The sequence below is a fragment of the Kitasatospora sp. NPDC127121 genome (assembly GCF_042677305.1).
Classification (GTDB): Bacteria; Actinomycetota; Actinomycetes; order Streptomycetales; family Streptomycetaceae; genus Kitasatospora.
In genome coordinates this window covers 16353-41818 of sequence record NZ_JBHXTQ010000060.1, presented here as the reverse complement: position 1 = coordinate 41818, position 25466 = coordinate 16353, and the positions used below count along the sequence as shown (strand labels likewise).

Sequence of the window (25466 nt, the reverse complement as noted above, 5' to 3'; positions counted from 1 at the left end):
GTCGGATCACGGAGGTCACTGCTTCGGGCAGGAGTCGGCCCGGCTGCGCTCCTCCTCGGTCAGCCCGGAGAGGTCGCCCGACGGGCCGGTGTTCGGCGCGGCGGCGTTCGGCGCCGGTGTGGTCGGGCTCGGGGCCGTCGGGGTCGGGGTGGCCGGGGTCGGAGTGGTGGGGGCCACCGGGGGGCGGGTCTTCTCGCCCGGGGTGGGCGTGACGGCCAGGAACGCGGCGTGGGTGGCCTGCGCCGCCTGGGTGCCCTGGGCGCCCGGGTTGGTCCGGGCGTCGGCGACCTTCTTGCAGAGCTTGACCCAGCCGTCGAGCTCCTGGACGGTCGCGGTGGCGGCGCCCAGGCTGTCGGCCGAGATGGTCTTGTTCAGGTGCTCGGCCTGGTCCTGCGGCAGGTACTTGAGCTCGACGTCCTTGTACGCGGTGTGCACCGAGGACAGGCTCAGGCCGGCCAGGTTCTGGTTGATGCCCTGGTAGACCGCGACGTGGTCGCCCTGCTTGGCGACGTAGTACTGGTCCTGGGTCCACTGGTAGCCGAAGAACCCGGCGCCGCCGAGCAGGCCGAGGGTGACCAGGACGGCCACCGAGACGGTGAGGCCCTTGCGCTTGCGCTTCGCGGGCGGCTCCTCGTCGAACTCCTCGGCGCCGTACACCGAGGGCTCGCCGGAGCCGTAGCCGTACTCGCCCTCGTAGCCCTCTGCGGGGCCGAAGCCGCCCTGGGCGGCGCCGTAGCCGGCGTCGTAGCCCTCGGCCGGGCCGAAGGCGCCCTGCGGGGTGCGGCCGAGGCCGGCGGCGCGGCCGGCCGGGGTGTCGGCGATCGAGCGGTCCGCGGCGGCCGAGGACGGCGGGGTGTCGGCGACCGCGCCGACCACCACCGGGACGTCGTTGTACTGGCCGCTCGTGGTGTCCGTGGCACCGACGTCGATGACGTCCGCCACGATGCAGGTGATGTTGTCCGGACCGCCGCCGCGCAGCGCGAGCTGGATCAGCTCCTGCACGGTCTGCTCGGGCGAGTAGTAGCTGCCGAGGGTGTCCTGGAGGGTCTGGTGGCTGACCGGGCCGGAGAGGCCGTCGGAGCAGATCAGGTAGCGGTCGCCGGCGCGGACCTCGCGGATCGACAGGTCGGGCTCGACCTGGCCGCGGCCGTCGAGCGCCCGCATCAGCAGCGAGCGCTGCGGGTGGGTCTCGGCCTCCTCCGGCGTGATCCGACCCTCGTCGACCAGGCGCTGCACCCAGGTGTGGTCCTGGGTGATCTGCACCAGCGAGCCGTCGCGCAGCAGGTAGGCGCGGGAGTCGCCGACGTGCACCATGCCCATCCGCTGGCCGGTCCAGAGCATCGCGGTCAGCGTGCAGCCCATGCCCTCCAGCTGCGGGTCCTCCTCGACCATCTGCCGGAGCCGGTCGTTGGCGCCCTGGACGGCGTCGCCCAGCAGGGTCAGCAGGTCGGCGCCCGGCACGTCCTCGTCCAGTCGGACGATCGAGCCGAGCACCTCGGAGGACGCGACCTCGCCGGCCGCGGCGCCGCCCATGCCGTCGGCCACGGCCAGCAGCCGCGGCCCGGCGTAGCCGGAGTCCTCGTTCCCCTCCCGGATCAGTCCCTTGTGGGAGCCGGCGGCGAAGCGCAGCACCAGGGTCATGCGACCTGTGCCCCCCTCTGGGTCATGGACGGGATGCTGTCCCTCATGCGCTACTACTTCCGCAGTTCGATGACGGTCCTGCCGATACGGATCGGCATGCCCGGCTGGAGCGGAGTGGGCGCGGTCAGGCGCTGCCGGTCCAGATAGGTGCCGTTGGTGGAGCCTAGATCCTCGACCGTCCACTGCCCAGTCTGATCCGGATAGATCCTGGCATGCCGGGAGGACGCGTAGTCGTCGTCCAGCACGATGGTGGAGTCGTGCGCGCGGCCCAGGGTGATGGTCTGGCCCTGGAGCGCGACGGTGGTCCCGGCCAGCGAGCCCTGCACCACCACGAGCTGGGTCGGGGCGCCGCGGCGGCGGCCGCCGCCCTGGGTCTGGCCCGCCGCGGGGCCTGCGGCCGGGGTCTGCGCGGTGCGCCCGGCGGCCGGAGCGGCGGCGGCGCCGCCCGGAGCGGCGTTGGCGCCGCGGCGGGAGGAGCGGGGGTTCACCTTGGTCCCGAACAGGTCGCTGCGGATCACCTGGATCGCGACGATGACGAACAGCCACAGCACGGCCAGGAAGCCCAGCCGCATGACCGTGAGGGTCAGTTCTGACATGGCCGGCCCGCCTGTCGGTGAGCGAGGCGCGCGAACAACTCGGACACTACCCTTCGACCTGCCGGTAGACGATGGTGGTGGAGCCCACGACGATGCGGGAGCCGTCGCGGAGCGTAGCGCGCTGGGTGTGCTGTCCGTCCACCACGATGCCGTTGGTGGAGCCCAGGTCGAGGACCATCGAAGGGGTGCCGGGGCGGATCTCGGCGTGCTTGCGGGAGACCCCGGGGTCGTCGATCCGCACGTCCGCCTCGGTCGAGCGGCCGAGCACGCAGGCCGCGCCGGTGATCTGGTGGCGGGCGCCGTTCACCTCGATCCAGCGGCGGAGCGAGGCGCCGTGGCCGGCGCCAGGGAAGGCGCGGACGTTGCCGCCGGACGTCGCGGGCGGGCCCTGGGGCATCGCCGGGGGCGCGGCCGGCGGCGGGGGCGCGCCGTACTGGCCGGCGCCGGTCTGCTGCCACGGTGCGCCGGGGGCCGGGGCGGCCGGCTGGCGGTCGTATCCGGGCTGCTGCTGCTGCGGGGCGTACTGCTGGGGCTCCTCGGCCGCCAGGGTGCGGCTGCGCACCCGGTACAGGCCGGTGTCCAGATCGTCGGCCTTCTCCAGGTTCACCTGGAGCGGGCCCATGAAGCTGTACCGCTGGGCCTCCGCGTACTCGCGGACCATGCCGGCCAGCTCGGCGCCCAGTTGCCCGGAGTAGGGGCTGAGCCGCTCGTGGTCGTGCGGGCTCAGCTCGACGATGAAGTCGTTCGGCACGACGGTGCGGTCGCGGTTCCAGATGCTCGCGTTGTTGTCGCACTCGCGCTGCAGCGCACCGGCGATCTCCACGGGCTGGACCTCGGACTTGAACACCTTGGCGAAGGTGCCGTTGACGAGACCCTCAAGTCGCTGTTCGAACTTCTTCAGCACTCCCATGGGACACCCCCTTCCAGGGTTCGTTCGCCTGCCTGCCGACCGGATCCCGCCGGGAGTCGGTCGTGCCTACTTGCGGTACTTCCGTACTGATCGTATCCACGCCGGGCCCTTCCGTACGGTTCCCGGACAGCGTGGTGCCCGGGGGTGGGCTCGGACACACAGGGTGACGCATACCGGGTACGGCACGCCAGGTGTGCCCGCCCGGGTGGGCTCCCGTCACTCGCTCGCCCGTTCGTCGTGCATCCGTTCGGATGCGCTTCGTCCCGCCGAAGAACGGATTCGGAGCGGCCCCCCGGGTCGTGCTACTGTTTTCCACGTCGGAAGGGCCGCCCACCAGGGAGGCCGGTCCAAGGAAACGCGAAGACCACATGGTACCGAGCGGTTCGGAAGATCGGTCGGCAACGAAGACGACACCCATGCGCGGGTGGCGGAATAGGCAGACGCGCTGGATTCAGGTTCCAGTGCCCGAAAGGGCGTGGGGGTTCAACTCCCCCCTCGCGCACAGCGAAGCCCCGCAGATCTACGGATCTGCGGGGCTTTCTCGTTGTCCCGGTCAGGAACGGGTGGCGGGCAGCTCGGCGCGGACCTCGAAGCCGCCGTCCTGGGTGGGGCCGGCGCTGAGCGAGCCGCCCAGCAGCTGTGCGCGCTCGCGCAGGCCGACCAGGCCGTGGCCGCCGCCCGGCAGGATCTCGTCCGGGTGGACCGGGGGCGCGTCGTTGCGCACCTCGACCCGCAGCCGGCGCCCCTTCGCCCGGACCTTCACGTGCACCGCCGCCTCCGGGGCGTACTTGGTGATGTTGGTGAGCGCCTCCTGGACGGTGCGGTAGGCGGCCCGCTCGACCGCCTCCGGCCACGGGCGGTCACCGGGGTTCAGTTCGGTGTCGGCGGCCAGCCCGCTCTCCGCGATCAGCCGGGGCAGGTCGGCCAGCCGGGGCTGCGGGGCGAGCGGGGCGTCCGGGCGCGGGCCGGCGGTGCTGCGCAGCACCCCGACCATCTGGCGCAGCTCGTCGAGGGTGCGGACGGCCAGTTCGCGGATGGTGCGGGCGGTGGTCGCGGCGGCCGGGTCCGCGGTGCTCACCTGGAGCGCGCCGGCCTGGATGCTGATCAGGCTGACCTGGTGCGAGACCACGTCGTGCATCTCCCGGGCGAGCCGGCCGCGCTCGCTGATCAGCACCCGTTCGGCGAGCAGCCGGCTCTCCCGCTCCTGGCCGCGGGTCAGCTCGTCGAGCCGGGCGGCCAGCTCCCGCCGGGTGCGGGCGAGCAGCCCGGTGGCGGCCGGGCCGGCGGCCAGCATCACCGACTGGATGGCGTAGAGCGCGGTGTCCCGGCTGAGTCCGAGGGTCTGCTCGGACAGCGGCCAGTGGAAGAACTCGACCAGCGTGAACAGGGTCGCGCAGGGGATGACGATCCGCGGGCGGGGGCGTTCGGCGGCCACCGTGTAGACGGCGGTGATCGGGGCCAGCCAGATGTCGTCGACGTAGCTGCCGGGCATGGTGAGCAGCAGCGCCGCCACCGGGAAGCGGCGGCGCCAGAGCAGGGCGACGGCGGCCAGCGTGGAGAGCGCGATCTGCCACCACGGGGAGTTCCGGGCCACCAGGGCGGCGTCCAGGAGGGAGTAGAGGGCGGGCAGCAGCAGCATCAGCCAGGGGGCGGTGCACCAGGCCGGGAGCCGTCTGGACGGCAGCTGTTCGGTGGCCGTCATGCCCCGTCGCCGGGTTTCGGCCGGACCAGCCCGGCCCGGTGGGCGAGCACCGCCGCCTGGACCCGGTTGGCCGCGCCGAGCTTGCCGAGGATCGCGCTGATGTGGTCCTTGACGGTGCCGGTGCCGAGGAAGAGCCGGTCGGCGATCTCGGCGTTGGACAGTCCCTCGCCGAGCAGGGCCAGCACGTCGAGCTCCCGGCCGGTGAGGGTGCGGGCGAGCGAGGTGGCCTCGGCGTCCGGGCCGCCGCCGTCCACGTAGCCGCCGATCACGGTGCGGGTGACGGTCGGGGACAGGATGTTGCCGCCGGCCGCGAGCACCCGGACGGCGTGGACCAGCTGCTCGGGGGCGGTGTCCTTGAGCAGGAAGCCGGAGGCGCCGGCCCGCAGCGCGGTGCCGATGTACTCGTCGCTGTCGAAGGTGGTGAGCATCGCCACGGCGGGCGGGTCCGGCAGGGCGCGCAGCCGGCGCAGCACCGAGATGCCGTCGAGGTCCGGCATCCGGATGTCGAGGAGCACCACGTGCGGGCGCAGGCGCTGGACGTGCTCCTCGGCCTGGCCGCCGGAGCAGTCGCCGACGACCTCCAGGTCGGGGGCGGAGCCGACGATGAGGCCCAGGCCGGAGCGGACCAGGATCTCGTCGTCCACGATCAGCACGCGGGTGTCGGTGATGGTGCCTCCTCGGTTCTGGCGGCCGGGGTCGGGCGGTCCGCGCGGGTCGTTTCGAGGGTAGGGGTAGCCGGGGTGGGGCGCCGAACGGATGGCGGTCCTTACCCCCGCCACATGGCGGGGGTGGGAATCCGCTACCCGGTTCACGCAATTCTCAGGCCGGGTGGGGAACCATGGAGTTGGCTGCCCTTTGTCGGCCTGCTCCATTCAGTGGGCGCCCGGTCGAGGTGAGGGCCGCCGGTCAGTCCGTCGGGCCCCTGCGGGCACCCGTCGCCGGGCCGTGTGCGGATGCGCCCCACCATCTGATCGTTTGGAATTGAGCTGTGTCGTCCACTGTGAAGTCGGAGCCTTCCGCCACGTCCACCGGGCCCCGGCCCGTCGGCGTGCTCGACCGCTGGCGCCCGCGGGCCGCCGCCGTCTCCGTGTGGTACCTCCGGCTGCTGGCGCTGCTGAACGTGGCGACGGTGCTGCTGGTGCCGTGGGGGAACCAGGTCAACGAGCACAACGAGGGTGAGTACTTCACCCCGTACCTGATGACCTCGGGTCTGGCCAGCGCGGTGCTGGCGGTCTTCCTGGCCATCGCGATGCGGCGGCGCAAGCGGGCCGCCTGGATCTTCAACGCGGCCCTGGCCAGCATGTTCGCGGTGCTGTACCTGCTGGCCATGGTGATGCCCGGCGAGCGGTTCAAGGCCCACCCGCTCAACTACATCTCCACCGTGCTGACCTGCCTGTTCGTCCTGGCGCTGGTCATCGGGCGGAAGGACTTCACGTCCAAGGGCGACCGCTCCAACCCGAAGACTGCGGCGGCCACCTTCGTCGGCGGGCTGCTGTTCGGCGGGGTCGTCGGCGCGCTGCTGGTCTGGGCGACCAACGGGCTCGGCGGCGCGGGCTTCTGGGACCTCTTCCGCTACTCCGTCGGCCGGATGATCACGATCAACCCCTCGGAGCACCTGCGCTCGGTGATCTCCTCGCCGACCTGGGTCAACGCGGCGATCAACGCGATGGGCGCGGTGCTCTTCCTGCTGGTGCTCTACGTGGCCTTCCGCAGCCCGCGCGGCAAGGAGCTGCTGAACCCCGAGGACGAGGCGAAGCTGCGCTCGCTGCTGGACAAGCAGGGCGAGCGGGACTCGCTCGGCTACTTCGCGCTGCGCCGGGACAAGGCGGTGATCTTCTCCCCCAGCGGCAAGGCGGCGGTGACCTACCGGGTGATCGGCGGGGTCTCGCTGGCCTCGGGCGACCCGATCGGCGACCCGGAGGCCTGGCCGGGCGCGATCGACACCTGGCTGGCCGAGGCCCGCGAGCACGCCTGGGCGCCGGCCGTGATGGGCGCCTCCGAGGAGGCCGGGGTGATCTACGCCCGGCACGGGCTGGACGCGCTGGAGCTGGGCGACGAGGCGATCGTCGAGCTGGACGAGTTCTCGCTGGACGGCCGGGCGATGCGGGTGGTCCGCCAGGCGTACAACCGGGTCAAGCGGGCCGGGTACACGACGCGGATCCGCCGGCACGAGGACATCCCCGAGTGCGAGATGGCCGAACTGGTGGCCAAGGCCGACCAGTGGCGCGACGGGGCGACCGAGCGCGGCTTCTCGATGGCGCTCGGCCGGCTCGGCGACCCGGGCGACGGCCGCTGCGTGATGCTGGAGTGCCACGACGGCGACGGCGAGCTCAAGGCGCTGCTGAGCTTCGTCCCGTGGGGCCCGGACGGGCTCTCGCTGGACCTGATGCGCCGGGCCCGGGACACCGAGAACGGCCTGATGGAGTTCATGGTCATCGAGCTGCTGCAGCGTGCCGAGGAGGTCGGGCTGAAGCGGGTGTCGCTGAACTTCGCGATGTTCCGTTCGGTCTTCGAGCGCGGTTCGCGGCTCGGCGCCGGCCCGGTGCTGCGGTTGTGGCGTTCCGTCCTGGGCTTCTTCTCGCGCTGGTGGCAGATCGAGTCGCTGTACCGCGCGAACGCCAAGTACCGGCCGATCTGGGAGCCCCGCTACCTGCTGTTCGAGAAGAGCAGCGAGATCCCGCGGATCGGCATCGCCAGCGCGCGGGCCGAGGGCTTCATCGTCGCGCCGAGCCTGCCCGCCCTGTTCCGCCGCCGGCACTCCGGGGCCGCCGTGGTGGCGCCCCGGCTCCCGGTCGCGGCGCGGGACGGGAAGGGGTAGCCCTCCGCCGGGGGGCGGAGGGGACCGGGCGGTCGGATAGGGGGTGAGGTCAGGGATATCCCTCCCCCCAGAGGATGACCCTGATCCGCATCTATGCCGATGTGGATTTGTTAAGAGGCTTCTAATGTTGGAGTAGCTCAGAAAGTTCGGGGATTCGGGAGTAACGGTTGTGATGGACAGGACCCACGCGGGGGGCGTGCGGGAGGGGTCGCTGGTGTTGGCCAGATCGGCTGCTGCCGCCGAGTGGGGGACGTTGTACGCGACGGTGCGGGACGCGGTGGTGCGCAAGAAGTTCGCCGCCGTTCCGATGGCCACGGCGGCGACGTTTCTGATCCTCCTGTTCAGCATCACCCAGCACCTGCCGGGCGGTGAGCACTTCGTCAACCGCATCGGGGTGGTGAAGGCGGCGCTGCCGCTGGACGTCTCGCTGCTGCGGACCCCGCTCTCGCTGTACGTGCCGGCGCTGGACCTGCCGGTCTGGGGCGCACTGGCCCAGGTGTTCGTGGTCTTCGGCGTCGCCGAGATCGTGCTCGGCCGGCGGATGACCCTGGTGGTGGCCTACACCTGCACCCTGGCGGGCACGCTGTTCGCCCGGATCGGCGTGGCGCTCGGCCCGGATCACCTGTTCGGCTTCCCGAAGTGGGTCGCCTACGTGCGGGACACCGGGCCGTCGGCCGCGGTGGTGGCGCTGGCGATCTGCATCGCGTTCCGCTGCCGGGCCTGGCTCACCGCCGGCCTGGTGGTGGTCATGATGGTCGGCGAGGCGGTCGTGCTGCCGAACCTGGCCGGTCTGGAGCACGTGGTCGCGGTGATCACCGCGCTGCTGCTCGCCGTCGCGGTCGAGGTGTTCGGGGACTTCTGGCCGCGGGTGCTGGCCGGGGTCGGGGCCGCCACCTCGGTGGCCGCGACCGCGTCGCGGGAGGTCGCGGTGGAGGCCCGGCGGCGCCCGGCGGGCGCGCTCGTCCCCTGACCCACCCGCCGTCTGACGGCCGTCGGGCAGCCGGCCGTCAGGCGTGCGGCAGGGGGAGTTCGAACCAGACCACCTTGCCGACCGCCTTGCGGGCGGTGCCCCAGCGCTCGGCGAGCTTGGTCACCAGAGTGAGGCCGCGGCCGGTCTCGCCCAACTGCTCGGCCGGTTCCAGCGACGGCAGGTTGTGGTTGTCGTCGCTGACCTCGACCAGCAGCTTGTCCACCCGGATCAGCTGGAGCCGGACGCGGTCCCGGGCCACCCGGACGGCGTTCGTGACCAGCTCGCTGACCAGCAGCTCGGTGATGTCGCTGAGCGCCTCCAGGTGCCAGCCGGCCAGCTGCTCGCGGACCAGCGAGCGGGCCCGGCGCACCTCGCGGTGGTCCACCCTGAGGTCCCAGGTGGCCACCTCGGACGGGGCGACCCCGTCGAAGCGGGCCACCAGCAGGGCGACGTCGTCCTTCCGGTCGTCCGAGTGCAGCCGCTTGAGCACCACGTCGCAGGCCTGCTCGGGGCTCTGCCGCGGGTCGATCAGATTGCCGCAGAGCGCGGCCAGGCCCGCTCCTATGTCGCCGCCCCGGACCTCGACCAGGCCGTCGGTGCACAGCACCAGCATCGAGCCGTCCGAGACGTCGATGGTCTTGGCGACGAACGGCACCCCGCCGACCCCGATCGGCGCGCCGGCCGGGATCTCCAGCAGCTCGCCGGAGCCGTCCGGGTGCACCAGCACCGGCGGGACGTGGCCGGCGCTGGCCAGCTCGCAGGTCCGGTTGATCGGGTCGTAGACCGCGTACAGGCAGGTGGCGAGGTGGTCGTCGCCGAGCTTGTGGGCCAGGTTGTCCAGGTGCCGCAGCAGCTGGCCGGGCGGCAGGTCGAGCGCGGCGAGGGTCTGCATGGCCGTCCGGAAGCGGCCCATCGCGGCCGCCGAGTGCAGGCCGTGGCCCATCACGTCGCCGACCACCAGGGCGACCCGGCTGCCGGGCAGCTGGATCGCGTCGAACCAGTCGCCGCCGACCTCGGCCTTCGGGTCGCCCGGCAGGTAGCGGTGGGCGATCTGGACGCCGGGGATCTGCGGCGGGCGGGTCGGGATCATCGAGCGCTGGAGGGTGGTGGCCACCCTGGCCTCGGCGCGGTGCAGCCGGGCGTTGTCCAGGGAGAGCGCGGCGCGGACGGCCAGCTCCTTGAGGGTGGCGGCGTCGCTCTCGTCGAAGGGGGCGCGGTCCGGCAGCCGGAGCAGCTTGAGGATGCCCAGCACGGTGCCCCGGGCGGACAGCGGCACCACCAGCATCGAGCGGCCGGAGACCACCTGGGCCAGCCGGGCCCCGCCGAGCGCGATCGCGTAGTCGACCGCGACGTCCGCGCTGATCACCGGGACCAGGACCGGCTGGTTCAGCTGCAGGGCCATCCCCGGCGGGGTGCGGCGAGGCATGCTGACCAGCGAGCCCTCGGACAGCACGTGGTCCCAGGCGCCGCCGGTCTCGTTGTAGACCAGGGCGACCCGGCGGAGCATGGTGTCGTCGTCCGGGCGGGCGGCCGGCAGCTCGGAGTCGGAGATCAGCCCGTCCACCAGGTCCACGCAGGCGAAGTCGGCGACCCGGGGGACCAGCACCTGGCAGAGCTCGTGCGCGGTGAAGCCGAGGTCCAGGGTGGTGCCGACCTTGCCGCCGACCTCGTTCAGCAGTGCCAGCTGCTCGCCGGCCTGCCCGTTGGTCAGGAACGGGCTCAGCCGCCCGGACGGGGCGCCCTCGGCGCCGGTGGGGGGCTGGTCGCTACGGCGGGGCGGACGGCCGTTGGCGGGCGGTTCGGCGGCGGCCGGCTCGATGGCGGCTCCTCCTCCGGTTGGGGGCGGGGCGGTCGGGGGCGGGGTGGTCGTCGTCGGGATGGTCGGGGCCGGGGTGGTCGGTGGGACGCCCGCCGGGGCGCCGACGGCGCCGGACGGCTGGGCGGCCGCGGACCGCTCGGCGGTCTCGCGCTGGGCCGGCAGCGGGCCGGGCGTCCGCCCCCGGACCGTCCGGGCCGGGGGCGCGGACTGCTCGGGCTGCGGCGGCGGGCCGACCCGGGCGGCGCGCTGCTGGGCGGTCGGGTAGCGGCGGCCGAGTCCGGCGGCGGCGTGCGCGGCGGCGGTCTGCGGGTCGGCGGGCAGGACCGGCAGCACGGTGGCCGGGTCCAGCCGCAGGGCGGGCAGACCGGCCTGGTCCAGCACGTCGAGCAGCAGCGCCCGGCGGGCGGCCGAACCGGCCGGTAGCAGCCCGGCCAGCCGGTCGGCCGACAGCAGACCGGCGCGCAGCCGGCCGGGCGGGGTCAGGGCCGCGCCCAGCCGGTGGAAGCCGCCCCGGGCGGGCGGGGTGGCGGCGAACGGCAGCAGCCGCTCGCCGAGTGCGAGCCGGGGGCCGGCGGTGCGCAGCGGTCGGGCGTCGGCGGCGAGGGCGAGCAGGCCGCCGAACGGGTCGGGCAGCGGCCAGGCCCACCAGAGCACGTCGCGCAGGTGCTCCTCGCGGTCGATGACAGCCAGCTGGCCGGCCCAGGGGCGCCCGTCGGCGGTCAGCGCGGCCAGGGTGTCCAGGGCGTCGCAGCGGCGGCGTACGGCGGACCCGGCGGCCTGGCCGGGGGCGGCGAGCGGCTCCACGGCGGGCAGCAGTCCGCTGGCCGGCCGGTCGTGGGCGACCTCGGCGCGGTGCCCGAACAGTTCCTCGGCGGCCCGGCTCCACTGGGCGATCCGTCCGGCCCGGTCGATCAGGACGAGGGCGAGCCGGACCAGGGCGGCCACGCCGGTCGGGTGGTCACCCGGTACGGCCTCGGCGTCCGCCGGACGCGGTGTGGAGTTGGACTCGGCCACCATGGATTCGGTCTGCTCCCGCCTGGCCGCCACGCCTGGAGGCGGCCGTCTCTCCGGAGGAAGGCACGCTGTGCGGAAACCCGGGGCGTGTCCTGTGGATCGTGCCGGGCTTGAGGGCGTGTCTGAACGAGTCCGCCGGGTGCCCGACGCCGCGCGCTGATCCGACGCGAATCATCAGACACGCCCTAGCGAAGCACGGACCGGCCCGGGCGTGATAGCGAAACGGGGAGATTCCTCAGGATCGGTTGCGTGCCGTGCGGCGCGCGCCGGTTCGCACTCCCCGTTCACCCGGACGGGGCTTTCGCGCGCGAGGGTAGGGTGGCAGGCCGGGCCACCCCGCGAGGCGGCTCCGCAGGACGCAGCCGGCCGGACGAGACAGAGGCGAGAAGTGACCGCGCAGAGCCCCGTCCGCTGGACGGACCCGCAGCAGCAGGAGTTGGAGGAGCGGGTCGCCGCCGCCGAACTCGCCTGGCTCAGCATGGACGTCGACGTGCAGACGCTGCGGGTCGAGATCGACAACTTCGCGCTGATCCACCATCAGCTGCTGGGCCCGCTCTACGCCCGGCTGGACGAGCTGGAGGCGCTGGTCGCCGAGGCGGTCGCGGCCAGGACCGGGCACCCCGAGGACCTCCGCCGGGCCGCCGAGGCCCGCCGGCAGGTCGACGAACTGCCCGACCTCGACGCGCTGTTCGACTCCGTCCGGGAGCAGGAGGCGGCCCCGCCGCCGCCCGCCGCGCCGGCCCGGGTGCGCCCCGGGCGGGACGCCCAGCGGATCTACCGCGAGCTGGTCCGCCGGGCCCACCCCGACCTCAGCACCGACCCGGCCGAGCAGCAGCGCCGGGCCGCGTTCCTGGCCCGGGTGAACGAGGCCTACGCGGTCGGCGACGCCGCCGCGCTGGAGGGCCTGTCCGCCGAGTGGTCCACCGCGCCCGAGGCCGCGCCCGGCACCGACTCCCCCGACCGGCTGGAGTGGCTGCGCCGCCGGCTGGAGTGGCTGACCGGCAAGATCACCGAGACCGCCACCGAGCAGGTCCGGCTGGAACAGACCCCGATGGGCCAGCTGCTCGCGCTGGCCCCGCAGGACCCGGACCGGCTGCTGGAGCAGCTCGCCGAGGAACTGCTCGCCAAGGCCGCCGCCCAGCAGGCCGAACTGGAGCGGCTGCTCGGCGCCCCGGCCGCGGCGGGCGACGGCCACCGGCAGCCGGTGGGCGACAATGGCACCGACCCGACCCAGCCCCAGGAGAGCCACACGATGTTCGCGCAGATCCCCTCCACCACCGCCGCCGCTGTGCCCGCCGATGCAGCCCTGCTGGACGTGCGCGAGCAGGACGAGTGGGACGCCGGCCACGTGGACGGCGCGCTGCACATCCCGCTCGGCGAGGTCATCGCCCGGATCGGCGAACTGCCGGACGGGAAGCTGTACGTGCTCTGCCGGGTCGGCGGCCGCTCCGCGCAGGTCGTCCAGTACCTGGTGCAGCAGGGCCGGGACGCGGTGAACGTGGACGGCGGCATGTACGCCTGGGAGGGCGCGGGCCGTCCGATGGTGAGCAGCACCGACCAGGACGCCTTCGTCCTGTAGGTCTGTAGGTCTGTGGCCTCGTAGCCCCGTGGTCCGGTGGCCCCGTCCGGCACCGTCGTGTTCGCCCGGTAGGGCAGGATGGGCGCGCGACCGCGCCGGGACGGGACCCGGGCGGCGCGCCGACCGGGCCGGGGAGGCCATGACGGAGACGACGGACCGCCCGGCCGCCGGACGGGTCTGGTCGACGCCCGCGCAGCTCGTGCTCGGCCTGACCGCGGCGGTGCTGGTGGTCGGCACCGGGCTCTTCCTCGCGGCGGTGTTCCTGCACGTCGCGCCGGCCAACTCGCTGTCCCGGCAGTACCGGGACGAGGTCGACGGCCTGGTGTACCCGGAGTTCGAGCAGAACTGGCGGCTGTTCGCGCCGAATCCGCTGCAGCAGAACGTCAGCCTGGACGCCCGGGTGCGCACGGCCGCCGCCGACGGCACTACCCGCACCCGCGACTGGACCGGGCTGACCGCGCAGGACCTCGCCGCGATCCGGCACAACCCCGCCCCCAGCCACGTCGACCAGAACCTGCTGCGCCGGGCCTGGGACTTCTACGACGGCTCGCACAACCCGCAGGACGAGGCACTGACCAACACCCGCGGCAGGCTCGCCGAGCAGTACCTCAAGCGGATCGCGCTGCAGCGGATCGGCCGGGAGGTGGACGGCGAGCGGATCCTGGAGATCGAGTTCCGGGCCACCGCGGTGACCGTCCCACCGCCGTCCTGGAGCGGCGAGGCCGCGCCACCGGCGCCGAAGGTGCGGGAGTTGCCCTGGTGGCCGGTGGACGACGAGGACTACCGGGAGCTCGGGTGAGCGAGGTGTCGCCGGAGGTGTCGCCCGAACTCTCGCCCGACGTGGCGTCCGAGTTCTCGCCCGAGTTCTCGCCGGAGGTATCGCCGCAGCCCGAGCAGCGGTGGTCGGAGGGCATCCCGCGCCAGGCCGGGCAACCGCCCGCCGCCGGCTCGGCCCCCGGGCCCCGGCCCGACCCGGCGCCGCGCGGGCCCGGCCCGGCCGACCTGGCCGCCCGGGCGATGGCGGCCTTCACCGGGCGGGCGCTGGGCCGCCACCAGGCCGCCGTGGTGCGGATCGGCTTCGGGCTGGTCTGGCTCGCCTACCTGCTGCGCGAGTGGCCCAACCGGCGGGTGCTGTACGGGGACCGGTCGCCCTGGTCGATGGACCTGGCCGAGCGGCTGCTGACCGACAACGGGGCGTTCACCGTGCTGCCGTGGTTCGGCGGGCGGCCCTGGTCCGAGCTGGTCTACCACCTGGCGGTGCTGGCCGCCGTCGCGGTGGTGCTGGGCTGGCGGACCAGGGCGAGTGCGGTGCTGTTCCTGGTCACCGTGCTGTCGCTGCAGAACCGCAACGTCTTCCTCGGCGACGGCGGTGACAACGTCGTCCACCTGATGGCGGTCTACCTGGTCTTCACCCGCTGTGCCGAGGTGTGGTCGCTGGACGCCCGGCGGGCCCGGCCGGGGCGGGCCGGGGTGGTGCTCTGGGTGCTGCTCGGCGCCGTCCTGGCGGCCTGCCAGGTCGGCGGCTTCTCCGGTGAGAGCCTCACCTGGACGGTCCGGACCTTCCCGTACGTCGGCTGGGCGCCGTTGTTCTGGGGGCTCTGGGCGGTGGCCGGGCTCTGGTGGACGCTCGGGCGGTTGCGGCCGGACGGCGAACCGCGCGCGGTGCTCGACGCGCTGGCGAACATGGTGCACAACTGCGCGATGCTGGTGATCGCCGTCGAGGTGGTGCTGATCTACGCGACGGCCGGCTGGTACAAGGTGCAGGGCTCGCGTTGGCAGGACGGCACCGCGCTGTACTACCCGCTGCACCTGGACTACTTCACGCCCTGGCCGTGGCTGTCCGGGCTGGTCGGCTCGGCGCTGCTGCCGGTCTTCCTGATCTCGTACGGCACGGTGGTCGTGCAGGTCGCGTTCCCGTTCACGCTGCTCAACCGGCGGGTCAAGAACGTGCTGCTGGCCGTGCTGCTGGCCGAGCACCTGGGGATCGCGCTGCTGCTCGGGCTGCCGGTGTTCTCGCTCGCGATGATCGCGGCGGACGCGGTGTTCCTGCCGACCGGCGCGCTGCTCTGGGCGGCGGCGCGGCTGCGGCGGATCCGGCGGTCACGAGCGCCGGTCGCCGAGGGCGTGCCCTAGGCTGACCCGTATGTCCTGGTTCGCCGCCCTTCGCGACACCGCGCGGACCGGACTCACCCTCGACCGGGCGCTCACCGACCCCAAGCGGGCCCTGCGCGGGGCCGTCGCGGTGGCGTTGGTGCTCTTCCCCACCCTCGCGCTCGGCGGGGTCGCGCTCGCCACCTCGGCCGCGATGGGCGCCTTCATCGCCGGCACGGCCACCTTCCAGCGCAGCTTCCGGCCCCGGGCCAGCCTCGCCGTCGTGGCCGGGGCCGGGCTCGGGGTCAGCACCTTCCTCGGCTACCTGGCGGCCGGGGTGCCCGGGTTGTTCCCGGTGCTGCTCGCGGTGTGGGCCTTCGGCGCCGGGCTCGCCTGGGCGATCGGGCCGACCGCCGGGGTGGTCGCGACCAACACCGTCTCGGTGATGCTGATCGTCGTCCAGCTCCCGGTCAGCGCGACCGCCGCGCTCGGACACGGGCTGGTCGCCGCCCTCGGCGGGGTCGTCCAAGCCGTCGTCATCACCCTGTGGCCGATCGGGAGCTGGAGTGCCCAGCGGGACGCCCTCGCCGACACCTACGCGGAACTCGCCGACTACGCGCGCAGGTTGAGGCAGGATCCGACCGCGCACGTCGACCCGGCGCCGTTCATGACGGCCCGGCACGCCGCCGCCCTGACCCCCTGGCAGGACCGCCACCGGCCGGCCGAACTGCGCGGCCTGCGCGGCCTCGCCGAGCGCATCCGGCCCACCCTGGCCGCGCTCGCCGACCCCAAGGTGGGCGCCCCGGAGGAGGGGCCCGAACGCGACCGGGCCCGTGAGGTGCTGGCGGCCGCCGCCGAGGTCATGGACGCCCTGGCCCGGGCCGTCCGCACCGGCGACCCCGTCCGGCTGCCCCGCTCGGCGCCCACGCTCACCCTGGTCCCGCCGGACGAGGGGCCGCGGCTGCAGGGGGCGGCCCGGCGGTCGGCCCGCCGGCTGGGCGGGCTGTTGCGCAAGGCCGCGGACACGCTGGAGCGGGGCGACGCGGACACCATCACCACGCCCGTGATCGGCGCGGGCGGGGCGCTGCACAAGCCGTCGATCCTCCGGATGCTGCCGGTCGCGCTGCGGACGGTGCGCCGGCAGCTGCGGCCGCGCTCGGCGATCTTCCAGCACGCCGTCCGGCTCGCCGGGGTGGTCACCGTCGCCTACCTGCTGGCCCGGCTGGTCGGCTTCCACCACGGCTACTGGGCGCCGATGACCGCCGCGATGGTGATGCGGCCGGACTTCGCCCAGACCTACAGCCGGGGTGTCGCCCGGCTGGCCGGGACGGTCGTCGGGGTCGCCGTCTCGACGCTGGTGGTGCAGTTCACCCACCCCGGGGAGTGGGTGCTGGCCGCGCTGGCCGTGCTGTGCATCGGCGGGTCGTACCTCGCGTTCCAGACCGGGTACGCGCTGACGACGGTCGGGATCTCGACGTACGTGGTGTTCCTGCTCGGGCTCCAGGCCGGGAACCCGCTCACGACGGCCTTCGAACGGGTCGGGCTCACCCTGCTCGGCGGGTCGGTGGCGCTGGTGACGTACGCGCTCTTCCCGACCTGGCAGACCGCCCGGCTCGGGGAGCGGCTGGCCGAGTGGCTCGCCGCCGCCGGGCGGTACGCGGCCGCGGTGGTCGCCTGCTACGAGGACCCGGCCGCGCCGCGCGGGCGGGCGGTGCGGGCCGCGCTGCTGGACTCCCGGGAGGCCCGCTCGGAACTGCTCCAGGCCATGCAGCGCGCCGACGCCGAACCGGGCCGGCACGCCTCCGGGCTGCCCGGGGTGTCCCGGCGCCAGGTCGACCGGGCCCGGGCGGCCGTCGGGCACCTGGGGCGGGTCGCCGTCCTGCTGGAGGCGCACCTGCCGGCCGCCGACGCCGACCCGGTGCCGGGGACGGCGGAGTACGCGGAGGAGCTGCGGCTGGCCACCGCGCTCGCGGGGGCGGCGCTGCTCACCGGGCAGCCGGTGGAGTTCGGCGCCGTGCGGGAGGCGCAGGCGCGGCTGGAGGAACGGCTGGCGCAGGCGCCGGCGGGGGTGCAGCGGGACGTGGTGCGGGCGGGGACGCGGCTGCTGGGGCAGGCGCTGAAGGACCTGGAGCGGGCGCTGCGGGGGCGGGAGGACGTGCGGGGGCCGCAGTAGGCGCCGTTCGCCCCCCGTTCGCCCCTCCTCGAAGGGCGAACGGGAGGCGAACGGCGCCGGGGCGTCAGGCGGCGCGGGCGGCGGCCTCCAGCCAGTTGGCGAACTCGCAGGCGAAGTGCCACTGGTGGCCGGTGCCGAGGAGGGCGGGGGCGGCCTCGGGGAACTGGACGGTGAGGCGGATCCGCAGGCCGTCCGGGGTGTCGGCGAACTCGTGCATCACCCGCAGCACCTCGGTGCCGTCGGCGAGGGTGCCGGTGCCGCCGATGCGGACCGGGAAGGCCTGGTGGCCGGGCCCGGCGATCGGGACGTCGTCGTGGAAGCGCAGGAAGAAGCGGGCCGGGCCGGTGCCGAGGGTCTCGATGATCTCGACCCGTTCGCCGGTGGAGTCGGCCAGGTAGTGCTCGGGGTTGGCGGCGAGCAGGGCGTCCCGGTCGGGGGCGTGCAGGCGGCCCTGCCACCAGGTGAGGAAGCGGTCGGCGTCGATGCCGGTGGCGGTGAGCTCGGTGACGGCGGTGCTCCACCGGCCGCCGGAGGCGTGGGCCCAGGCGGCCAGGGCGGTGTCGGCGGCGGTGGTGTCGGGGGTGAGCAGTTCGCGCGTCCGGTCGTCGCCGAGGCGCTGCTTGAGCAGCCGCAGGGCGGTGCGGGCGCGGTCGAGCTCCCAGGCGAGGACGGCCTCGCGCGGGTGGCTGGTGCCGTCGATGTCGGTGTGGACGGTGAGCGCGGTGGTGGTCACGGCGTCACTCCTCGGCTCCTCAACGATGCGGAGAGATTTTCTCCGCTTCACTGGACGCTAGCATAGGGGGAGAGAATTTCTCCGGTTAGGGAGTTGCCGATGAGGGCCGACGCGGAACGCAGCCGGCGCAGGATCCTGGACGCCGCCTGCGAGGTGTTCCTGGAACGGGGCCCGGACGCCCCGCTGGACGCCGTGGTCCGGCGGGCCGGGGTCGGCCCGGCCACCCTCTACCGGCGCTTCCCCGACCGGGAGGCCCTGGTCCGCGCCCTGGTCACCGACCTGCTGGCCCGGCTCGCCGAGGCCGCCGCACAGGCCCGCCGCGACGAGACCGACCCGTACCGGGCGCTGCGCCGCTTCGTGCACGCCGCCGCCGACCTGCGGATGGGCGCGGCGATCGTGGTGCTGCTGGAGCGGCTGGTGGTGGACGAGGACCTGGTCGCCGTCCGCCGCGACGCCGTCACCGTCGTCGAGGCACTGCTGCGCGCCGCCCAGGACGCCGGGCGGCTGCGGGCCGACGTGGGGATGGGCGACCTGGTGCTGCTCTGCGTCCGGGTGTCCCGCCCGCTGCCGGGCGCGCTGGCCGCGCTCGACGCGGACGGCTCGCTGGTCCACCGGCACCTCGACCTCGCGCTCGCCGGGCTGGCCGCCGACCCGGGCGAGCCCGACCCGGGCGAGCCCGACCCCGGCGGGATCGTCCCGGTCGGGGTGGCTTCGGATCAGACGGTCCTGGATCAGGTGGCCCTGAATCAGACGGCCTCGGACGAGGTGGCAGAGTGAACGCCATGAACGCCATGGACGACGAGGTGCTGCGGGCGTGGCGGGCGGCGGAGCGGGAGCCGGGGGCCGTCCTGCTGGACGGGTTCCACCCGCTGAAGCACGCGCTGCGCTTCGGCGGGGACGTCCGGCGGGTGCTGACCGCCGACCGGGCGGCGCTGCTGGCCCTGGCCGGGGAACTGGCGCCGGACGTCGCCCCGGCACTGGACGCGCTGGCGGTGGAGCTGCCCGAGGACCGGCTGCGGACGCTGGCACCCCGGCTGCACCCGACCGGGGTGGTCGCCCTGGCCGCGCGGCCGTCCGTCGGGGCGAACCTGGCGGCCCTGGCCCGGCGCCCGCGCCCGGCCCCGGTGGTGCTGCTGGAGAACCCGCGCAACCTGGGCAACGTCGGGGCGGTGATCCGGCTGGCGGCCGGCTTCGGCGCCACCGGCGTGGTGACCACCGGCGATCTGGACCCCTGGCACCCGACCGTGTTGCGCGGCAGCGCGGGCCTGCACTTCGCCACCGCGGTGGAGCGGCTGGCCCTGCCGGAGCTGCCCGCCGGGCCGCTGTACGTGCTGGACCCGGAGGGCGCGGACATCCGGACGCTGCCGTTCCCGGACGACGCGCTGCTCGCCTTCGGCACCGAGCGGCACGGCGTCTCGGCGGAGCTCAAGGCGCGGGCGGACCACCTGGTCTCGGTGCCGATGCAGCCGGGGGTGTCCAGCTTCAACCTGGCCACCAGCGTGGCGATGGGCCTCTTCCACTGGATGTCGTCGAAGCCGCAGGGGTGAGGCGTGGCGCCCGCCGGGCGGGCACCACGCCGTTCACGGGCTAGGCCCTGTCCGGCCGATCTTGCCGGGCCCGCGACTCCCCCAGCCTTCGGCCGGGAGGTACCCCCATTACGCATCCCGCCTGGACGCACGCCCGAATCGCCCAAGTACGTCCAGTACGAGGACGATTTGGGCGCACGCCCAGCCGGGCGCCCAACGCCGCGGGCTGATCCGCCAAGATCGGCCGGACAGGGCCTAGGCGAAGAGCCGGCGCCAGGTGTCCGGGCCGGGGTAGCCGTCGGCCTCGGCGCCGCGCCAGCCCTGGGCCTGCTGGAAGGCCTGGACGGCCCGCCGGTCGCTCTCGCTCCAGCGCGGGCCGGGGCCGACGCCGTACGAGCCGCCGAAGCCCTTGCGGACCAGCTGCTCGCCCAGCAGGCGGACCTGGTCGTTGTTCTGACCCGGGCCGAAGTACTGCCGGCCGGGGAAGGCGGGCGCCCCGGTGCCGGGCTGGACCGGCGGCGGCGGCAGCGGGGTGGTGCCGGCGCCGATGGCGCGGCCCTTGCCGTTGACCAGGTAGTCCCAGGTGTCCTTGCCGGGGATGCCGTCGGCCTCGGCGCCGCGCCAGCCCTGGGCCTCCTGGAAGGCCTGGGTGGCCCGCCGGTCGGCCTCGCCCCAGCGCGGGTCGGGCCCCTCGGAGTAGAACCGGGCGCCACCGCGCTGCACCAGCAGCCGGCCGAGCTCGGTGACGTACGCGTTGTTCGCGCCGGGGCCGAACTTGTCCGCGCCCGGGAAGGCGGTGGCCGGGGCGCCGTCGTTGCTGCCGCCGGACAGGCCGGTGTAGCGGTACGGGACGTAGGCGCCGGAGTTGTTCCAGTAGGCGTACGGGGTGTCGCGCTTCTTGGTGCCGGGGGAGGTCTGCTCGTAGGCGAGGTAGCGGGTGAGGGAGGAGTCCGTCCAGCCGCCGAAGATCGTCACGTGCGACCCGGACTGCGGGCTGGCCGGGTTGTTGTAGATCAGCACGTCGCCGGGCTGGAGGTCGGCCTTGCCGATCCGCTCGGCGAAGTTCGGCAGGGTCCAGGTGGTCTGGCTGCTGCCGAGGCCCCAGGCCATCGAGACGAAGCCGGAGCAGTCCTGGCGGTAGCCGTCCGACCAGTAGCTGCCCATGCCGTACGGCACCTGCTGGTCGACCCAGCCCTGGGCGCGCTGGATGATCTGCGCCCGGGTGGGCGGCTGGGTGGCGGCGCGCGGGGCGGCGAAGGCGCGGGCGCCGGGCGCTTGTCCGTAGAGGCCGCTGACCTCGCCCTGCGGGGTCTGCGGGGGCTGGGCGGTGCTGCTGCCGCCCGGGGTGGGGCCGGGGGTGGGGGCGGCGGTGGCGTGTCCGGCGGCGGCCGTCCCGCCGCCCACCGCGGTGCCGACGGCGGCCATCAGCACGGCGGCCCGGCGGCGGATGCTGCGGGCCGCGGCGTGCCCGCCCTCGTGGACCGGTGCGGCGTGCAGCCGGGCGCGGCGGCGGGCGCTGCAGCCCCCGCATATGCAGTCCTCGTCCGGTTCGACCTCGTCGAACTCCAGCAGCGGGGACAGGTGGTCGGTACGGGTCATGCTCCGCCTCTTTCCTGCGGTCTTCCTGGTCGACGCCTGACGGCGTGACAGGACTGGCCTTCCCGGGCCGGCCCCGCGTGTTATCGGGACCAAAGTCCCAAAGCGGGCGGAAGGTGGCACGGCGGATTGCGCCGGACGGGTGACAACCGTTCGGCGGCCCGGGCGTGGCGGGGGCGAGGAGGAGACGGTAGTGCCGGTGCGGGGCCTGGCGGTCGGTCAGGCGTGGCGGGGGTGCGCGGGCCGGTTCGAGGCCGGCGGGGGCGGCTGGATGTCAGGGATGACTGGACGCCGGGGGGGCGGCTACTGCCACTCCCAGCGGATGCCGATGTGCCCGGGCTGCTGGTCCGGGGCGAGCACGTGGGCACTCGCGGAGGCGCCGATCCAGAGCTGCTCGCGGCGGTGGTCGACGTCCGCGCCCGGCTCGCGGTCGTAGCGCTCGCAGTGCGCCGGGACGGCCGCCGGGTCGAAGTGCACCTGGAGCACGTACTCGCGCACCGGGGTGGCGAAGCGGCGGCTGTACTCCAGCGTCGGGCCGCCCGGCGGGATCTCCACCTCGTACTCGAAGACCGTGCTGTCGCCGAGCGCCAGCGGGCGGTCCAGCATCAGCTCGCCGACGGTCAGGCCGGCCTCCGGGCGGCGCCGGACCCGGCCCAGCCGGCCGTGCCGCACCGAGGTGATCTCCGGGCAGCCGGTCGCCTCCTCGTCGGCCTTGTGCACGACCAGGCAGCGGCCCACGCCGCCGACGGTGGCGCGCACCACCTGGCGCATCCGCAGCAGGTTGCCGCGCCGCTCGGCGTCCACGTAGTACGAGTCGTGGATGCTCAGTCGCTCCAGTTCGCCCTGCGGCGGGGCGTCCAGCTCGGCGAAGATGTCCGCGATCTGCCGTTCGCCCGGCCAGACGTCCTCCAGGCCGAGGTGGCAGGTGTTCGCGACGGCGGCCCAGCGGCCGCGCGGGCGGGGCGGGCCGAGCAGCGAGGTGAGCGCGCTGTGCGGCAGTCCGAGCAGTTCCTCCAGCAGGTGGACGGCCCTCAGCGAGCTGGCCCGTTCGGGCTGGCTGCGCCCGCGCCGCCAGTAACTCAGCGTCGTGACACTGACTCTGACGCCACGTTGGGTGAGGGCGGCTCTGATCCTGTCCAGGCTGAGGCCGCTGGCCTCGATGGCCAGGTGCAGGGTGTCCGCGAAGCCGCCGGGGGCGGTGGCCCGCCCGGCGTGCGCGGGTGCCGGAGGCGGTGCGGGTACGGACGGGCCGGGGCGCTCCGGGCGCAGTCCGACCAGCCGGAGTCGCGCGGAGTCCTGAGGCTGCTGTGCGGCCATGCGGTGACCCTCCCCGCCAGGTGAGTTCGGAGGGGCCTGGCCGGCGCCGAGGCTCGCCGCCGACGGCTTCACCGAGCTTTGGGGAACCCTATGCACGGTCGAGAGGCTACGTCATCAGTCGTGCGTATGACAGGGGTCACGGCAGGTGAACCGAAGGGTTAGTGATCTTGAAACAGTTCGGAAACACACGCCCTCGCCGTTCGCCCGCGCCGCCCGCCGGGACGGGCGGACGCACACCGCCGGGGCGGGCCCTGTCGGCGCCGCCCCGGCGGGGGTCAGGTGGTGCTACCCGCTGGTGGTCAGTTGACGTTCAGCGCGACGTCGTCGATCACGAAGCTGGTCTGGTTGGAGCCGTCCTCGGTGCCGGTGAACTTGATGGTCACGCTCTTGCCGGCGAAGGAGGAGAGGTCCAGGGTGCGCTTCACGTAGCCGGCGGCGGCGTTGACGTTGGAGTACGTCGCCAGCGTGGTGCCGTTGGCCTGGACGGTCAGCTTGTCGTACGCGGTGGTGCCGGTCTCCGCGGTGTCGATGTGCAGCCAGAAGGTGAGGCTGGCGGACTTGCAGCCGGCCGGCACCGAGACGGTCTGCGACAGGGTGTCGGTGTGGGCGCTGCCGTAGCCGTCCAGCCAGGCCTTCCAGCTGCCCGAGTGGGCCGCCTGCGAGGAGCTGTTGTCGACCACGCCGCTGGAGGTGGTCCACGGGGCGGCGGTGCCGGTCTCGAAGCCGCCGTTGCCGATCAGCTGGGCCGCGGTGCAGCCGCCGGGCGGGGTGGTGGAGCCGCCGCCGAGCAGGGCGGTGGTCAGGCCGTCGGCGATCGGGGTGCCCCAGCCGGTGACCTGGTCGTAGCCCGTACCGGCCGGGAAGTCCTGGTTGGAGCCGCTGGTCACGTCGTGGAAGGCACCCGAGTAGTTGCTGCTGTTCGCGACCGCGTACAGCTTCGGGCTCGCCTCGCCCAGCACCGGCTGGCCGGCCGCCTTGGCCTTCTGGTTGAACTGGGCCGCGTAGCCGGCCCACAGCGGCGCCGCCGCGCTGGTGCCGCCGTAGACCTGCCAGGAGCCGGCCGTGTAGATCGCGAAGCCGCTCGCCGGGTCAGCGTTGGAGGAGACGTCCGGGACGGTGCGCATGGTGCCGCTGCCGGTGCCGGTGCCGGTCTGCCAGGTCGGCTTGGCGAACACGGTGGAGACGCCGCCGCCGGCGCTGCTCCAGGCGCTCTCCGAGGAGTACGAGGTGCCGGACACCTGGAGGTTGGTGCCGCCGACGCCGGTCTGGTGCGGGCTGGACGCCGGGAAGTCGACCGCCTTGACCGACGAGCCGCTGGTGGAGCGGGTGCAGTCGCGGGAGCCGTCGTCACCGGAGGCGGAGAAGATCGAGATGCCCTGGGCGGCGGCCTGCTTGAAGGCGTTGTCCACGGCCGTCATCGAGGCGGCGGTGGTGTCCGGCTCGCAGGAGCCCCACGAGATCGAGATGACCGAGACCTGGTTGTCGGCCACGATCTTGTTGGCCATGTCGATCTCGCCCTGGTCGCTGTTGGGCGCCTCGTAGACCAGCTGGGTCGCCTTCGGCGCCGCGCCGCGGACGATCTCGCTGTCCAGCTCGACCTCGCCCTGGCCCTGGCCGGGGGCGGAGTCGTAGTTGGCGCCGTCCACCGAGACCGTGGAGACGGCCGGGCCGGACAGGCCGTACTGCGAGTCGTAGGTGGTCAGGTTGGAGGACGAGTAGCCGTCGAACTCCCAGAGGGCGACCGTCGTGCCGGTGCCGTCGGCGCCGGTCTTGTTCAGGTTGTAGGCGCCGTCGTACTGCGACGGGCCGAAGCCGCTCGGGGTCGAGGAGGCGGTGTGCGGGGTGACCGAGTTCGGCTTGGCCAGGCGGTTCTTGCGGACCGCGTGGTTGTCCAGGCCGCTCACGCCCTGGACCACGTCGGCCAGGTCGGCCGGGACGGAGGCGGCGGCGTCGTTGGCGAAGAAGGCGCGCTGCAGCTGCGGGTCGACGTAGGAGCTCTCGTGGGTGCCGAAGGCCTGCGAGATCTGCGCGTTGGTGCCGTGGGCGCTGACCACCTGGCGGTTGGCGCTCACCTCGGTGACGGTCAGGCCCTGGGCGGCCAGGTAGGTCTTGACCTGGTCGACGGCGGCCTGGGTCGGCCCGAACCGGGCGGTGAACTGCTCCGGCGTCAGGTACTTGCCGAACTCGGGGGTGCCGGGGGTGGCGACCGCGGTGAGGAAGTGGTCCAGGGCGGCGGTGTCACGCAGCTTCAGGCTGACGGCCACCGAGATCTGCTGCTCGGCCGGGACGTCGCCCTTCTTCTCCGAGTGGGCCACCGCCGGGTTGACGGTGTTCGGGAGCGCGACACGGGGAGCGGGGGCGGCCTGCGCGGTGGAGACACCGAGCGAGACGGCGGTCAGCGGCAGTACGGCTATCGCCGCGGCGAGGGCAAGGGAGCGGGGGCGCAACGGATCCTCCTCTGGCCGGCTGTGGGGGCCGGCAAGGGGCCAGAGCGTTCCGGAGTCGAAAACGCTGGCTAGAACATGACAGAACCAGTGCGCAAAGTGGCTCATGGTCAAGCAATTCGTTGCTAAAAAACAGTCAACTGTGGACACCCGGAATGCGGGGATTCCATACAGTGAATGGCCCGGATTCCGGAACCGGTCCCTACCGGTGGGGGGCGGAAGGGACGGACGTGGAATCGGGTGGGGCCGGGCGGGAAGCACGGCTGGCGTGGGCCGAATGACGACGCGCGGAAATCGGGCGCGGGCGGCGCGGGACTATGTGAAAGGCGCGGCCCGGAAGCTGCTCTGACGTCGGGCCGGGCGGGGCCGACGGAGGGGGCCGGGAGGGTCTGACGGTGGGCCTGGAAGCTCTGACGGCAGGCCGGGGCGGGGGGGGGGGGGGGGGGCCCCCCCCCCCCCCGGGGGGGGGGGGGGGGGGGGCCGACGGGGGGGGGGGCGGGGTTCTGGGCCGCGGCGGGGGGGGCGCGGCGCCACATC

The 25466-nt window shown here is 74.2% G+C and carries 18 protein-coding genes and 1 tRNA gene; 9 read left to right on the top strand and 10 right to left on the bottom strand.

Annotated features, from left to right (window positions below; genetic code table 11):
- Window positions 1-15: 15 nt before the first annotated feature.
- The 3 genes from ACFVHI_RS26260 to ACFVHI_RS26250 are packed head-to-tail and all read right to left on the bottom strand — an operon-like array spanning window position 16 to window position 3147.
- Window positions 16-1641: a PP2C family protein-serine/threonine phosphatase gene (locus ACFVHI_RS26260; RefSeq protein ID WP_380343314.1), complete on the bottom strand. Its 1626-nt coding sequence runs from the start codon at window positions 1639-1641 to the stop codon at window positions 16-18.
- A 53-nt stretch (window positions 1642-1694) separates the two neighbouring features.
- Window positions 1695-2237, bottom strand: a complete 543-nt coding sequence (locus ACFVHI_RS26255) for an FHA domain-containing protein (protein ID WP_380343311.1) — start codon at window positions 2235-2237, stop codon at window positions 1695-1697.
- A gap of 46 nt (window positions 2238-2283) precedes the next feature.
- On the bottom strand, window positions 2284-3147 hold the full coding sequence (locus tag ACFVHI_RS26250) for a DUF3662 and FHA domain-containing protein (RefSeq protein ID WP_063348443.1): 864 nt from the start codon (window positions 3145-3147) through the stop codon (window positions 2284-2286).
- A gap of 418 nt (window positions 3148-3565) precedes the next feature.
- Between ACFVHI_RS26250 and ACFVHI_RS26245 the strand changes: the two genes are divergently transcribed.
- Window positions 3566-3649: transfer RNA gene (locus tag ACFVHI_RS26245), tRNA-Leu, on the top strand.
- Between the two features lie 51 nt (window positions 3650-3700).
- Here ACFVHI_RS26245 and ACFVHI_RS26240 read toward each other — a convergent pair.
- Window positions 3701-4849: a sensor histidine kinase gene (locus ACFVHI_RS26240; protein ID WP_063348442.1), complete on the bottom strand. Its 1149-nt coding sequence runs from the start codon at window positions 4847-4849 to the stop codon at window positions 3701-3703.
- Entirely contained in the window at window positions 4846-5496 is a 651-nt protein-coding gene (locus tag ACFVHI_RS26235) for a response regulator transcription factor (protein ID WP_244293637.1), read from the bottom strand. Before ACFVHI_RS26235 ends, ACFVHI_RS26240 begins: the two co-directional genes overlap by 4 nt.
- 341 nt (window positions 5497-5837) lie before the next feature.
- Between ACFVHI_RS26235 and ACFVHI_RS26230 the strand changes: the two genes are divergently transcribed.
- Both ACFVHI_RS26230 and ACFVHI_RS26225 read left to right on the top strand, forming a co-directional pair.
- The gene (locus ACFVHI_RS26230) at window positions 5838-7667 is read left to right on the top strand and encodes a phosphatidylglycerol lysyltransferase domain-containing protein (protein WP_380343307.1); all 1830 of its coding nucleotides are present in this window, start codon (window positions 5838-5840) and stop codon (window positions 7665-7667) included.
- A 172-nt stretch (window positions 7668-7839) separates the two neighbouring features.
- Window positions 7840-8637: a hypothetical protein gene (locus tag ACFVHI_RS26225; RefSeq protein WP_159398469.1), complete on the top strand. Its 798-nt coding sequence runs from the start codon at window positions 7840-7842 to the stop codon at window positions 8635-8637.
- Window positions 8638-8674: 37 nt separating this feature from the next.
- Here ACFVHI_RS26225 and ACFVHI_RS26220 read toward each other — a convergent pair whose 3' ends face one another.
- Window positions 8675-11503, bottom strand: coding sequence for a SpoIIE family protein phosphatase (locus ACFVHI_RS26220; RefSeq protein WP_380343304.1), 2829 nt, complete (start codon window positions 11501-11503; stop codon window positions 8675-8677).
- Window positions 11504-11858: 355 nt separating this feature from the next.
- On the opposite strand from ACFVHI_RS26220, the gene ACFVHI_RS26215 reads away from it, so the two are divergent.
- The 4 genes from ACFVHI_RS26215 to ACFVHI_RS26200 all read left to right on the top strand — a co-directional run bounded on the left by ACFVHI_RS26215 (window position 11859) and on the right by ACFVHI_RS26200 (window position 17313).
- Window positions 11859-13049, top strand: coding sequence for a rhodanese-like domain-containing protein (locus ACFVHI_RS26215; protein ID WP_363587996.1), 1191 nt, complete (start codon window positions 11859-11861; stop codon window positions 13047-13049).
- 139 nt (window positions 13050-13188) lie between these two features.
- On the top strand, window positions 13189-13848 hold the full coding sequence (locus ACFVHI_RS26210; RefSeq protein WP_063348440.1) for a DUF5819 family protein: 660 nt from the start codon (window positions 13189-13191) through the stop codon (window positions 13846-13848).
- A 218-nt stretch (window positions 13849-14066) separates the two neighbouring features.
- A complete protein-coding gene (locus ACFVHI_RS26205; RefSeq protein ID WP_380343334.1) occupies window positions 14067-15182 on the top strand; it encodes an HTTM domain-containing protein in 1116 nt (371 codons plus the stop codon).
- Between the two features lie 10 nt (window positions 15183-15192).
- Window positions 15193-17313: an FUSC family protein gene (locus tag ACFVHI_RS26200; RefSeq protein WP_380343300.1), complete on the top strand. Its 2121-nt coding sequence runs from the start codon at window positions 15193-15195 to the stop codon at window positions 17311-17313.
- A gap of 64 nt (window positions 17314-17377) precedes the next feature.
- On the opposite strand, the gene ACFVHI_RS26195 is transcribed toward ACFVHI_RS26200, so the two are convergent.
- Window positions 17378-18046, bottom strand: coding sequence for a hypothetical protein (locus ACFVHI_RS26195; RefSeq protein ID WP_063348437.1), 669 nt, complete (start codon window positions 18044-18046; stop codon window positions 17378-17380).
- A gap of 99 nt (window positions 18047-18145) precedes the next feature.
- Here ACFVHI_RS26195 and ACFVHI_RS26190 point away from each other — a divergent pair, with 99 nt between their 5' ends.
- Window positions 18146-18823: a TetR/AcrR family transcriptional regulator gene (locus ACFVHI_RS26190; protein WP_380343297.1), complete on the top strand. Its 678-nt coding sequence runs from the start codon at window positions 18146-18148 to the stop codon at window positions 18821-18823.
- Window positions 18824-18837: 14 nt separating this feature from the next.
- Entirely contained in the window at window positions 18838-19593 is a 756-nt protein-coding gene (locus ACFVHI_RS26185) for a TrmH family RNA methyltransferase (protein ID WP_380343331.1), read from the top strand.
- Between the two features lie 234 nt (window positions 19594-19827).
- Here ACFVHI_RS26185 and ACFVHI_RS26180 read toward each other — a convergent pair whose 3' ends face one another.
- From ACFVHI_RS26180 to ACFVHI_RS26170, 3 genes are all read right to left on the bottom strand, one after another.
- Window positions 19828-21171, bottom strand: a complete 1344-nt coding sequence (locus tag ACFVHI_RS26180; protein ID WP_380343294.1) for a peptidoglycan-binding protein — start codon at window positions 21169-21171, stop codon at window positions 19828-19830.
- 300 nt (window positions 21172-21471) lie between these two features.
- On the bottom strand, window positions 21472-22485 hold the full coding sequence (locus tag ACFVHI_RS26175) for a hypothetical protein (protein ID WP_079135727.1): 1014 nt from the start codon (window positions 22483-22485) through the stop codon (window positions 21472-21474).
- Between the two features lie 299 nt (window positions 22486-22784).
- Window positions 22785-24932 carry a protease pro-enzyme activation domain-containing protein gene (locus ACFVHI_RS26170; protein WP_380343291.1) on the bottom strand — a complete coding sequence of 716 codons (2148 nt, stop codon included), beginning with the start codon at window positions 24930-24932 and terminating at the stop codon, window positions 22785-22787.
- Window positions 24933-25466 lie beyond the last annotated feature (534 nt).

Excerpts from the sequence above, each read along its gene's own strand:
- ACFVHI_RS26225 (WP_159398469.1), top strand. The coding sequence starts at position 7,840 with ATGGACAGGACCCACGCGGGGGGCGTGCGGGAGGGGTCGCTGGTGTTG.
- ACFVHI_RS26240 (WP_063348442.1), bottom strand. The coding sequence starts at position 4,849 with ATGACGGCCACCGAACAGCTGCCGTCCAGACGGCTCCCGGCCTGGTGC.
- ACFVHI_RS26210 (WP_063348440.1), top strand. The coding sequence starts at position 13,189 with ATGACGGAGACGACGGACCGCCCGGCCGCCGGACGGGTCTGGTCGACG.
- ACFVHI_RS26205 (WP_380343334.1), top strand. The coding sequence starts at position 14,067 with ATGGCGGCCTTCACCGGGCGGGCGCTGGGCCGCCACCAGGCCGCCGTG.
- ACFVHI_RS26190 (WP_380343297.1), top strand. The coding sequence starts at position 18,146 with ATGAGGGCCGACGCGGAACGCAGCCGGCGCAGGATCCTGGACGCCGCC.
- ACFVHI_RS26260 (WP_380343314.1), bottom strand. The coding sequence starts at position 1,641 with ATGACCCTGGTGCTGCGCTTCGCCGCCGGCTCCCACAAGGGACTGATC.
- ACFVHI_RS26200 (WP_380343300.1), top strand. The coding sequence starts at position 15,193 with ATGTCCTGGTTCGCCGCCCTTCGCGACACCGCGCGGACCGGACTCACC.
- ACFVHI_RS26180 (WP_380343294.1), bottom strand. The coding sequence starts at position 21,171 with ATGACCCGTACCGACCACCTGTCCCCGCTGCTGGAGTTCGACGAGGTC.
- ACFVHI_RS26175 (WP_079135727.1), bottom strand. The coding sequence starts at position 22,485 with ATGGCCGCACAGCAGCCTCAGGACTCCGCGCGACTCCGGCTGGTCGGA.
- ACFVHI_RS26185 (WP_380343331.1), top strand. The coding sequence starts at position 18,838 with ATGGACGACGAGGTGCTGCGGGCGTGGCGGGCGGCGGAGCGGGAGCCG.
- ACFVHI_RS26255 (WP_380343311.1), bottom strand. The coding sequence starts at position 2,237 with ATGTCAGAACTGACCCTCACGGTCATGCGGCTGGGCTTCCTGGCCGTG.
- ACFVHI_RS26250 (WP_063348443.1), bottom strand. The coding sequence starts at position 3,147 with ATGGGAGTGCTGAAGAAGTTCGAACAGCGACTTGAGGGTCTCGTCAAC.